At 59.8% G+C, this 12,004-nt stretch carries 7 protein-coding genes; 4 read left to right on the top strand and 3 right to left on the bottom strand.

Translation table 11 applies throughout. From position 1 onward, the window contains the following. Positions 1-134: 134 nt before the first annotated feature. Positions 135-1,937 (top strand): acyl-CoA dehydrogenase, encoded by a 1,803-nt coding sequence (locus AB3226_RS17010; protein WP_367373898.1) that lies wholly within the window; start codon positions 135-137, stop codon positions 1,935-1,937. A 145-nt stretch (positions 1,938-2,082) separates the two neighbouring features. Here AB3226_RS17010 and AB3226_RS17005 read toward each other — a convergent pair whose 3' ends face one another. The 3 genes from AB3226_RS17005 to AB3226_RS16995 form a co-directional block, all read right to left on the bottom strand. Then, positions 2,083-4,032, bottom strand: coding sequence for a methyl-accepting chemotaxis protein (locus tag AB3226_RS17005; protein WP_367373897.1), 1,950 nt, complete (start codon positions 4,030-4,032; stop codon positions 2,083-2,085). A 100-nt stretch (positions 4,033-4,132) separates the two neighbouring features. Further along, the gene (locus tag AB3226_RS17000) at positions 4,133-4,435 is read right to left on the bottom strand and encodes a cell division protein ZapA (RefSeq protein ID WP_048396096.1); all 303 of its coding nucleotides are present in this window, start codon (positions 4,433-4,435) and stop codon (positions 4,133-4,135) included. After that, positions 4,432-4,662 carry a hypothetical protein gene (locus AB3226_RS16995; protein ID WP_367373896.1) on the bottom strand — a complete coding sequence of 77 codons (231 nt, stop codon included), beginning with the start codon at positions 4,660-4,662 and terminating at the stop codon, positions 4,432-4,434. The genes AB3226_RS17000 and AB3226_RS16995 overlap by 4 nt, the downstream gene beginning before the upstream one ends. Before the next feature lie 275 nt (positions 4,663-4,937). Between AB3226_RS16995 and AB3226_RS16990 the strand changes: the two genes are divergently transcribed. The 3 genes from AB3226_RS16990 to mscK all read left to right on the top strand — a co-directional run bounded on the left by AB3226_RS16990 (position 4,938) and on the right by mscK (position 11,971). Continuing rightward, positions 4,938-6,563 carry a methyl-accepting chemotaxis protein gene (locus AB3226_RS16990; RefSeq protein ID WP_367373895.1) on the top strand — a complete coding sequence of 542 codons (1,626 nt, stop codon included), beginning with the start codon at positions 4,938-4,940 and terminating at the stop codon, positions 6,561-6,563. A 280-nt stretch (positions 6,564-6,843) separates the two neighbouring features. Beyond that, positions 6,844-8,586, top strand: a complete 1,743-nt coding sequence (locus AB3226_RS16985; protein WP_367373894.1) for a potassium/proton antiporter — start codon at positions 6,844-6,846, stop codon at positions 8,584-8,586. A 34-nt stretch (positions 8,587-8,620) separates the two neighbouring features. Continuing rightward, the gene (mscK, locus tag AB3226_RS16980; RefSeq protein WP_367373893.1) at positions 8,621-11,971 is read left to right on the top strand and encodes a mechanosensitive channel MscK; all 3,351 of its coding nucleotides are present in this window, start codon (positions 8,621-8,623) and stop codon (positions 11,969-11,971) included. Positions 11,972-12,004 lie beyond the last annotated feature (33 nt).

Below are 12,004 nucleotides of genomic sequence, written 5' to 3'. Positions count from 1 at the left end.
CAAGCCCGCTCCCACAGTTGCTTGTGGCGCCTGCTAAGCCGCCGCCCTGCTCCACCATCACCCACATCAATCATCCTTTCAGCCCGCCCTCCCCACGCCTAGACTCGGTCCATTCCAAAAAAAGGTAGACCGCCATGTCCGAGACGTTGCTCAGTTCCCGCAATCTGGCTTTCGAGCTGTATGAAGTCCTTGATGCCGAGGGCCTGACCCAGCGTGAGCGGTTCGCCGAGCACAACCGCGAGACCTTCGATGCGGCTATCGGCACTGCCCGCAGCATCGCCGAAAAATTCTTCGCCCCGCACAACCGCAAGGGCGACGAGAACGAACCACGCTATGAGGACGGTCAGGCGATTCTGATTCCGGAAGTGAAACCGGCGGTGGATGCCTTCCTCGAAGCCGGTTTCCTCAATGCCGCGCGCAGTTTCGATGCCGGCGGCATGCAACTTCCTACATTGCTATCCCAAGCCTGCTTCGCGCACTTTCAGTCGGCCAACGCGGCGTCGACCTCCTACCCATTCCTGACCATGGGCGCGGCGAATCTGATCGAAAGCTTCGGCACCGATGAGCAGAAACAGCGATTCCTGCAACCGATGATCGACGGCCGCTTCTTCGGCACCATGGCCCTGACTGAACCTCACGCGGGCTCCTCGCTGTCGGATATTCGTACACGCGCGGAGCCTGCGTCCGACGGCACCTATCGACTCAAGGGCAACAAGATTTTCATCTCCGGCGGCGATCACCCGCTGTCGGAAAACATCGTGCATATGGTGTTGGCCAAGCTGCCGGATGCACCGGCCGGGGTGAAGGGCATATCACTGTTCATCGTGCCCAAGTTTCTGGTCAACGATGACGGTAGCCTGGGCAAACGCAACGACGTGTTGCTGGCCGGGTTGTTCCATAAGATGGGCTGGCGCGGCACTACGTCCACCGCGCTGAACTTCGGCGACAACGGCGAGTGTGTCGGCTATCTGGTAGGCAAGCCGCACCACGGTTTGAGCTACATGTTCCAGATGATGAACGAGGCGCGGATCGGCGTCGGTATGGGCGCGGTGATGCTGGGTTATGCCGGTTACCTGTATTCCCTGGAGTACGCCCGCGAACGTCCGCAAGGTCGAGTGCCGGATAGCAAGGATCCGAGCACCGCACCGGTGGCGATCATTCAGCATGCCGATGTCAGACGTATGCTGCTGACGCAAAAGTCCTACGTCGAAGGGGCCTTTGACCTTGGGTTGTACGCAGCGCGACTGTTTGACGACACCACGACCCTTGAAGGCGAAGCCGAGCGCAAACAGGCTCATGAGCTGCTGGATCTGCTGACGCCGATCGTTAAATCCTGGCCGTCGGAGTTTTGCTTGAAGGCCAACGAACTGGCGATCCAGATTCTCGGTGGCCACGGTTACACCCGCGAGTACCCGGTGGAGCAGTACTACCGCGACAACCGCCTGAACCCGATTCATGAAGGGACTCACGGCATTCAGTCGCTGGATTTGCTGGGGCGCAAACTGGCGCAGAACGGGGGCGCGGGGCTCAAGCAACTGATCCGCCTGATCGCCAACACCGCCGAGCGAGCGCAGGCGTATGAATCACTGACGTTGCTGCGTGAACCGCTGGAGAAACTGGTGGCTCGCCTGCAAACCGTGACCATTGGCCTGCTGACCGATCTGGCTCAGGGCAAGGTCAATAGCAGCCTGGCGAACTCAGCGCTGTATCTGAAAGTGTTCGGCCACACGGTGATTGGTTGGCGTTGGCTGGAACAGGCGATTCGTGCAGAGGAAGGGTTAGCCAAAGGGAACGCGGCGGATGTGAGCTTTTATAAAGGCAAGCTGCAGGCGGCGCGATATTTCCTGACGTGGGAAGTTCCGGGTTGTCACCATGAGCTGGCGATTCTCGAGGCGCGGGATGATGTGTGCCTGGGCATGCAGGATGAGTGGTTCTGATTAGAACTCTGTGGCGTAGCTGAAACCCAATCGCGGGCAAGCCCGCTCCCACAGGGATCTCTGTTGTTCACAGATAATGTGTTCAACACCCAAATCCTGTGGGAGCGGGCTTGCCCGCGATGGCGTCGGTACAATCAACGCGATGTCAGCTCAACCGAAACCCGCTCATCTGCCGCGCCAGATCATCCGCCAACCGCTGCAACGTCTGACAGTCTTCCCGACAAGCCCTGACCTCCCCCGCTGTAGCCCGCGCCAAGTCAGAAATCCCCTGCACATTCCGGTTGATCTCTTCCGTCACCGCCGACTGCTCTTCCGTCGCCGTGGCCACCTGATGGTTCATGTCGCTGATCCGCTCGACCTGCCCGGTGATCGCCGTCAACGACGCCCCGGTGCGCTGACTCGACTCAACGCCGGTGCCGGTCGCTGCTTGCCCGGCGTGCATGGAAGACACCGCATTCTCCGCGCCCTGCTTGAGGCTGCCGATCATCTGCTGGATCTCGTCGGTGGACGACTGAGTCCGCCGCGCCAGAGTCCGCACTTCATCGGCTACCACGGCAAACCCGCGCCCCATGTCCCCGGCCCGCGCCGCTTCGATGGCGGCGTTGAGCGCCAGCAAATTGGTTTGCTCGGAAATCCCGCGAATCACCGCCAACACCTGATCGATGGACGCCACTTGATGGGCCAACTCGCCCACCGCACCGGCGGCTATGCCAATCTCGTCGGACATGCTTTCTATATGCCGGATCGATCCGCCCACCACTTCCCGCGCCTGCAGCGCTTCATCCCGCGCGGTTTGCGAAGCGACGGCCGCGTTACCGGCGTTTTGAGCGATTTCCTGCACGGTCAGGCCCATCTCGTGGACAGCAGTGGCGACCATGTCGGTCATTTCCTGCTGACGGCCCGAGCGTTCGGCCGTGTTATCCACCACCCGTGCCACTTGGCCAACTGCCGAGCGCAAACGCTCACTGGTGGCCAGGACTTCGCCGATCATGTCGCGCTGACTTTCCAGGAAGCGATTGAAACCGCGAGCGAGGTCACCCAGTTCATCGGCGCGGCTGGAATCTAACCTGTGGGTCAAATCTCCACCACCGCTACCGATGGCTACCAGCGCCGCTGTTACCTGACGAATCGGTCGCACCAATCCACGGGCCAGAAACACCACCAACAACAGGCACACCAGCGCCACCGCCAGACCGATGGCGCTGCTCATCCACATCGCGCGACGGGATTCGGCATAGATTTGCGACTGCGGCACTTCGGCCACCAGGGTCCAGCCCAGATCACGCAGCGGCAGGCTCAAGGCCAGAAAATCTTCGCCATCGCGGACAAAACTGCTGGTGGCGGACGCTGTGGAGGTCGAGAGCTGCCCCATGACCGCTTGCGCCGCCGGGGCGCCGATCTGTTCGACCAGCGTGCGCTTGCCGCTGAACTGCGCCTCGGGATGAACCTGGATCAAACCGTCGGAACGCACGAGATAGACCTTGCCACGCTCACCGAAGTTGAAATTCTGGATCAGCTCCGACAGCTCTTTCATGCTCAGCCCGAGACCAGCGACGCCCACGACTTTGTCGGCCTGCTCGACCTTGAAGTCGATGAACAGCGCCAATTCGCCGGTGGCGGTGTCATTGTCGATATTGAGGGTGCGCGGTTGGTTGCTGTCGAGGAAAGCATAGAACCAGGCGTCCTTTGGATTGGAGCGACTGAGGGTCCGGTCCAGGCCTTTTTCAGTGAAGTAATGGTTGGACGCGGTGCCGACAATAATCGCGGTAAAGGCTTTATGCTCGGCGCGGATGCCTTCCAGATACTTTACGAATGTGTCGGTCTGGGCACTGTTCTCGCCCCCGCCCAACCAGTCGCGAACCATGCTGTTACTGGCGATGTCCTTGGCGGCGGTGAGGGGTTGAACGAGGATTCGTTCGATGTCATTGCGCATCGCTTCGATGCTCGACGGCAGCGCTTGTTCGACCAGATAGCGCTGGGCGAGGCGGTTGACCACGAGGGTATAAACGCCAACCACGATCAGAATACTGATCAGCAGGGCGGTGCCCATGCTCAGGATCAACTGCCATTGAATACTGCGTCGCCAGAACTGCATGGAGCACCCCCAAAGAATAAGAGGCTGAAACACTGCAACAGCCATGCCGATTGTATACAACGTAAACGACAATTTATTCTTTGGTTGTGCGCAAAGCTGATCAAGCCTGATTGATTGTCTTGGCGATCACTTCAACCGTGGCGCTGACTTGCTCTTGGTAACGGTTGAGTTCCTCTTGATGACGCTTTTGCATTTCGATCTGCTGCGAGCACAGATTCATCGCCGCCAACACCAGCAAGCGGTCACCGATCAGCGTCGGGTATTTCTTTTTGGTCTCGGCCAGGGCGGCCTTCAACATCAATGCGGCGTCCAGCAGGGTCTGTTCTTCCCCGGCCGGCGCCTTGATCGAATAGTCCTCCCCCAGAATCGAGACGACTTTTACCCCTGCGGCGCCGTAACTCATGCGCTGACAGGGCCGGCGCTGACGCGCTCAACCAAGGCCTGAATGCGTGCCGCGGTGGCACCTTGTTTCTCTTCCTGTTCCATCAGGCTCAGTTGCAGGCTTTCGTTTTCATCCTTGACCTGGGCCAGTTCTGCACTCAGGGATTGATGGGTGCCGAGCAGGGTCTGGTTCTGCTGCACCAGGTCGCTGACCAGTTGTTCCAATTGGCTTAGGGATGCTTCCAACATTTTGATTTTCCGGGCATTTTCAAAGGGCGCGTACGATAAAGAAAAGTCACCACTGACGCCAGGGTTATTCGGGCGCAAGGCCTTGATTTTGCTGGCGGGCGACCTTCCTCGCGAGCTTTAAAGACTGTGTTTGGCGGATCTGGTTCCTGCACTTCGTCGCCGCGGCCCTTCTGCGACAAAAACGCGCAGCGCCTCAAGACTTTAGTCGTATGACCGATAAGTCATCCATACAACAGTCTCAGCGCCGCACGAATGCGCTTTTTTCGGTGAACACCATGTCCCTACGTAATATGAATATCGCACCGCGGGCGTTCCTCGGCTTCACCCTGATTGGCGCCATGATGCTGATCCTGGGGGTGTTCGCCCTGAACCAGATGAGCAAGATTCGCGGCGCCGCCGAGGAGATCACCTCGAACAGCGTACCGAGCATCAAAAGCCTCGACGAGTTCACTCAACTGACCCTGCGCCTGCGTGTCCTGGCTTATCGCCTGTTGGTGAATCGCGAGCCGGACGTCCAGCAGAAAACCATGGACCTGCTGGAAACCCGTAACCAGCAGATTCGAGCGGCTCAGACCTCCTATGAAAAACTGATCGCCAGCCCGCAGGAACGTGCAACCTATGATCAGTATGTGCAGTTACTGGGTCAGTACCGCCAGATCGAAGACCGGATGAAGAGCCTGTCGCGCAACAATCAGGTCGACGAACTGCGCACACTGGTCAACACCGATTTGCTGAACAACTCTGAAGCCATCAACACCGTGCTCAACCGCTTGCTGGAGATCAACACCCAGCAGGCCGACAGCGCCAACCAGCAAGCTACCGACCAGTACTCGTCAGCCTTCAACCTGGTGGTGACCCTGCTGGTCATCGCGACCGGCCTGACCCTGCTGTTCGCCTGGCTGCTGACTAACAGCATCACCAAGCCGATCGCCAACGCCTTGAGCGCGGCTGAAGAAATCGCCGAAGGTAACCTGACGCGGCCGATCACCGTCGATGGCGAAGATGAAGCCGGTCGTCTGCTCGCCGCGATGGCGAAGATGCAGGAAAAACTGCGCGATACCCTGCAACGGATTTCCGGTTCGGCCACGCAACTGGCATCTGCCGCGGAAGAACTCAACAGCGTCACCGACGAAAGCGCTCGTGGCCTGACTCAGCAAAATAACGAAATCGAACAGGCCGCCACCGCTGTCAATGAAATGACCAGCGCCGTGGAAGAAGTCGCCCGCAACGCCGTGAGCACCTCCGAAGCCTCGAAAAACGCCACCTCCTCGGCGGGCGACGGGCGTGACCTGGTTCAGGAAACCGTGAGCGCCATCGAGCGCATGAGCGCCGACGTACAGAGCACCGCCAGCCTGATCGGTGATCTAGCCAACGAGTCGCGAGACATCGGCAAAGTGCTGGACGTGATTCGCGGCCTGGCGGACCAGACCAATCTGTTGGCGTTGAACGCCGCCATCGAAGCGGCCCGTGCCGGTGAAGCCGGTCGTGGTTTTGCGGTGGTCGCCGACGAAGTGCGTGCCCTGGCCCATCGCACTCAACAGTCGACCAGCGAAATCGAGCGCATGATTGGCAGCATCCAGAGCGGCACCGAACACGCCGTGGATTCGATGCGCAACAGCACCGAGCGCGCTGAATCGACCTTGAACATCGCCCGTGGTGCAGGCATGTCGCTGGACACCATCAACAGCGCCATCGTCGAAATCAACGAACGCAACCTGGTGATCGCCAGTGCCGCCGAAGAACAGGCGCAAGTGGCCCGTGAAGTAGACCGCAATCTGGTGAACATTCGTGACCTGTCGGTGCAATCGGCCACCGGTGCCAACCAGACGAGCGCGGCCAGCAACGAGCTGTCGCGACTGGCGCTGGACCTGAACAACATGGTTGGGCGGTTTAGCCTGTAACGGCTACACCACCACTGTGGCGAGGGAGCTTGCTCCCGCTCGGCTGCGCAGCAGTCGCAATTGGCCCACGCGCTGAAACTGACACACCGCAGCGTCGGTTTGGGGTCGCTACGCGACCCAGCGGGAGCAAGCTCCCTCGCCACAGTGGTCTCACCCAGCTCGAGCGGATGTACATCGTAAAAAGCTTTTTGACAGCATCACATTTCAACAGGTTAGAATCGCTGGCACGCAGACTGCATGGTCAGTTTGTGCCCGCCTTTAGCTTTCTGGAGTACTGCCTTTGAATGCGACGACCATCAACAGCCTGTTCTTGATCGGCGCGTTGCTGGTAGGTGCGAGCATTCTGGTGAGCTCACTTTCATCGCGCCTCGGTATCCCGATTCTGGTGATTATCCTCGCGGTGGGCATGTCGGCCGGTGTCGACGGTGCCGGCATTATTTTCGATAACTACCCAACGGCTTATCTGGTCGGCAACCTCGCCCTGGCAGTGATCCTGCTCGACGGCGGCTTGCGCACCCGGGTGGCGAGTTTTCGCGTGGCGTTATGGCCGGCATTGTCGCTGGCCACAGTCGGAGTCTTGATCACCACCGGGCTGACCGGGATGGCGGCGGCGTGGCTGTTCGACCTGAACATGATTCAGGGCTTGCTGATTGGCGCCATCGTCGGCTCCACCGACGCCGCGGCCGTGTTCTCGCTGCTGGGCGGCAAGGGCCTGAACGAACGGGTGAGCGCGAGCCTGGAGATCGAATCCGGCAGCAACGACCCGATGGCGGTGTTCCTAACCGTGACCCTGATCGACATGCTCGCCAGCGGCGAGACCGGCCTGCACTGGAATCTGCTTGTGCATTTGGTGCGCGAGTTCGGCATCGGTGGTGTGATCGGCCTCGGCGGTGGTTGGCTACTGCTGCAACTGGTCAACCGTATCAACCTGGCCACCGGTCTTTATCCGATTCTGATGATTGCTGGCGGTCTGGTCGTGTTTGCCTTGACCAACGCCCTGCACGGCAGTGGCTTTTTGGCGGTGTACCTGTGCGGCCTGGTGATCGGCAACCGCCCGGTCCGCAGTCGCCATGGCATTTTGCATATGCTCGACGGCATGGCCTGGCTGGCCCAGATCGGCATGTTCCTGGTGCTGGGGCTGTTGGTTACGCCCCATGACCTGCTGCCGATTGCTTTGCCGGCGCTGGGCCTGGCGCTGTGGATGATTCTGTTTGCCCGTCCGCTATCGGTGCTGGTCGGCCTGCTGCCCTTCAAAGCGTTCCATGGTCGCGAGAAGGCATTCATTTCCTGGGTTGGCCTGCGCGGTGCCGTACCGATCATTCTGGCGGTGTTCCCGCTGATGGCGGGGCTGCCCAATGCTCAGCTCTACTTCAATCTGGCGTTCTTTATCGTGCTGGTCTCGCTGCTGGTGCAAGGTACAAGCCTGCCCTGGGTTGCCAAGCTCTTGAAAGTGACGGTCCCGCCGGAGCCCTTGCCGATCTCCCGTTCTGCGCTGGAAGTGCATGTCACCAGCGAGTGGGAGCTGTTCGTGTATCGCCTCGGTGCCGAGAAATGGTGCATTGGATCCCCTCTTCGCGAGCTGAAAATGCCCGAAGGCACCCGTATTGCAGCCCTGTTTCGTGGCCAACAACTGCTCCATCCGTCGGGTAGTACGGTGCTCGAAGTCGATGATTTGCTCTGCGTCATCGGCCATGAACACAACCTTCCGGCCCTCGGAAAACTCTTCAGTCAGGCACCACAGCGGGGTCTGGATTTGCGCTTTTTCGGCGACTTCGTACTCGAAGGAGACGCCCAGCTGGGTGCGGTTGCTGCCCTGTACGGGTTGAAAGTCGAAGGCATCGATCCGAACATGTCCCTGGGCCACTTCATTGCCCAGAAAGTGGGCGGTGCGCCGGTAGTCGGTGACCAGGTGGAATGGAACAACACCCTCTGGACCGTCGCGGTCATGGAAGGGAACAAGATTGGTAAAGTGGGCGTCAGATTCCCCGAAGGAAGTCGCCCCGGACCCGGACTCTTCCTCTAAACTCCACACTTCGTCTCGCTTTCGATCGGTTTCTATGTCAACTCTGCGCACCTTTTTCATCATGGCCCTGCTGGGCTTGAGTCTTTCCATCAGCACGCTGCAAGCCGCCGAACCGCCGTCCAGCGAAGCCGTGCAGGCGAGCCTGGACAAGATCGCCGACCGCAAACTGCCGGAAGCCGATCAAAAAGCCCTGCAAGCGGTCCTGCAGAGCACGCTCACTCAGCTTAACAACCAGCGTGATTACGATCAGAAGCTGATCGATCTCAAGCAGCAGTTGACCAGCGCGCCAAGGCAGAACATCGAGAACCAGCGCGAGCTGACCCGTCTCAAGGCCACCAAAGTGGTACCGGTGGCGCAACGCTATACCAAAGAGACCATTCAGCAGCTTGAGCAATTGCTGACCGAACGCTCGACCCAGCAAAGCGATCTGCAGAAAGCCCTGGCTGAAGCGAACAGCCTGATCATCACCGCCCAGACCCGCCCCGAGCGCGCCCAGGCCGAAATATCTGCCAGCCAGACGCGCATCCAGCAGATCAACAACATCCTCAAGATCGGCAAGGACAGCGGCAAGACCTTGACCCCTGAGCAACGCGACCAGCTCAACGCTGAACTCGCGGCACTGAACGCCTTGATCCCGTTGCGTCGCCAGGAACTGGCCGGCAACAGCCAGTTGCAGGACTTGGGCAACAGCCAGCATGACTTGCTGTCGGAAAAATCGGCGCGCCTGGACCAGGAAATTCAGGAACTGCAAACCCTGATCAACCAGAAACGCCTGGCCCAGTCGCAAGAAACGGTGACCCAGCAATCCATCGAAGCGCAGAAGGCTGGCGGCAGCAGCCTGCTGGCTACCGAAAGCGCGGCCAACCTGAAGCTCTCCGACTACCTGCTTAAAAGCACCGACCGTCTTAACGAAGTCACCCAACAGAACCTGCAGACCAAACAGCAACTGGACAGCGTGACCCAGAGCGATTCGGCGCTGGACGAACAGATCAGCGTGCTCAAGGGCAGCCTGCTGCTCTCCAAGATTCTCTACAAACAGAAACAGGCCCTGCCGCGCCTCAAGCTCGACCGCGATCTGGCCGACCAGATCGCCGACATTCGCCTGTATCAGTTCGAAGTCAGCCAGCAACGGGAACTGCTCAGCAACCCGACAACTTATGTCGATAACCTGCTGGCGACTCAGCCGCCCGAGCAAGTCACCCCGCAACTGCGCAAGAGCCTGCTGGAACTGGCCACCACCCGCGCGGACCTGCTGGAGCGTTTGTATCGCGAACTGAACGCGGTGCTTAACGAATCCATCACGCTGCAACTCAACCAGAAGCAACTGCTCAGCACCGCGCAAAGTCTGCGGGCGACCCTCGACGAGCAAATGTTCTGGATTCCCAGCAACAAACCGCTGGACCTTGAGTGGATGCACGGCGTGCCGGAACGCCTGGAACGTCAGGTCACCACCTTGCCTTGGGCCTCAAGCCTGAGCGAACTGACCGATGGCCTGACGCAGCGACCGCTACTGTTCCTGCCGCTGGCCTTTCTGATCGGGGCGCTGCTGTGGCGCCGCAAAAATCTCTATGCCCGCCTGAACAAAGTTCACCTGGACATCGGCCATTTCAAGCGCGACAGCCAGTGGCACACACCGCAAGCGATTCTGATCAACATCCTGCTGGCGATGCCGGTATCCCTGGGTCTGGCCTTGTGCGGCCTGGCTTTGCAGATCGACGCTCGCGGGCAGAACGCCAATATGGGCGCGGCGCTGCTGCAAATGGCCCAGGCCTGGCTGGTGTTCTACACCGCCTACCGCATCCTCGCACCGGGTGGCGTGGCCGAACTGCATTTCCGCTGGGAAAAACCTCAGGTCGAATTCCTTCAGGGCTGGATTCGCCGGCTCGGGCTGGTGGTGATGGCCTTGGTGACCGTGGTGGCGGTCGCTGAACTGCAACCGGCGGCGCTCGCCGATGACGTGCTCGGCATGCCGGTGGTGCTGACCTGCTACGCCTTGATGGCCTGGCTGCTCAGTCGCCTGCTGGTCAGCAGCCCGACCCACCAGAATGCTTCGCTGTTCCGCAAGGCCGTGGGAGTCATGTTCACTGTCCTGCCAATCGCGTTGTTCGTCGCCGTGTGCTTTGGTTATTACTACACCGCGCTGAAACTCAGCGACCGGTTGATCAACACGCTTTACTTGCTGATGTTCTGGCTGGTGATCGAGGCCACCTTCGTGCGCGGCCTCAGCGTTGCCGCACGGCGCCTGGCCTATCAACGCGCCCTGGCCAAACGCCAGGCCGCCAAAGAAGCCGGCGACGGTGAAGCGGTGATCGAAGAGCCAACCCTGGACATCGAGAAGGTCAACGAACAGTCACTGAGACTGATCCGCCTGGCCTTGCTCGGCGGTTTCATCGCGGCGTTGTATTGGGTCTGGTCGGACCTGATTTCAGTGTTCTCGTACCTGGACAACATCACCCTCTACGAATACACCAGCGGCACCGGCGCCAACATGAGCATGGTGCCTATCAGCATCGGCGACATGCTCGGCGCGCTGATCATCATCGGCATTACCTTCGCGCTGGCGCGCAACCTGCCGGGCTTGCTGGAAGTGTTTGTGCTGTCGAAGCTGAACCTGGCCCAGGGCAGCTCCTACGCCACGACCACGCTGCTGTCCTATGTGATTGCCGGCGTCGGTTTCGTTTCGACCCTGTCCACGCTCGGCGTGAGCTGGGACAAGTTGCAATGGCTGGTGGCAGCGCTGTCGGTCGGTCTCGGTTTCGGGATGCAGGAGATCTTCGCCAACTTCATCTCCGGCATCATGATCCTGTTCGAACGCCCGGTGCGGATCGGCGACACCATCACCATCGGCAACCTGTCGGGCACGGTGAGCAAGATCCGCATCCGCGCCACGACCATCACCGACTTCGACCGCAAGGACATCATTGTCCCGAACAAGACGTTCATCACCGGGCAACTGATCAACTGGTCCCTGACCGATACCATCACCCGAGTGACTCTCAAGCTCGGCGTCGACTACGGCTCGGACCTGGACTTGGTGAAAGAGCTGCTGCTCAAGGCAGCCCGCGACAACCCGCGCGTGCTGAAGGACCCGGAACCCCACGTGTACTTCCTGAACTTCGGCGAAAGCACCCTTGATCACGAATTGCGCATGCATGTGCGCGACCTCGGCGACCGTAACCCGGTGCTCGACGAGGTTAACCGCTTCATCAATCGTGAGTTCAAGAAGCAGAAGATCAACATCTCGTTCCGGCAAATGGAGGTCTACCTCAAGAACCTTCACGGCCAGGAGTACAAGATGGTGCCGGTCGAGCCGGAAACCAAAACCATCGTGCCGCTGCCCGATGGCAAATCGCACCGAGAGCCTCCGCCGGTCGAACTCGACTAACCGGTCTATCCCTAGCAGAATGCTCGGACATTC

The sequence above is a fragment of the Pseudomonas lini genome (assembly GCF_964063345.1).
Taxonomy (GTDB): Bacteria; Pseudomonadota; Gammaproteobacteria; order Pseudomonadales; family Pseudomonadaceae; genus Aquipseudomonas; species Aquipseudomonas lini_B.
The sequence above is the reverse complement of the archived record's forward strand: the minus strand, read 5'-3'. Positions and strand labels throughout refer to the sequence as shown.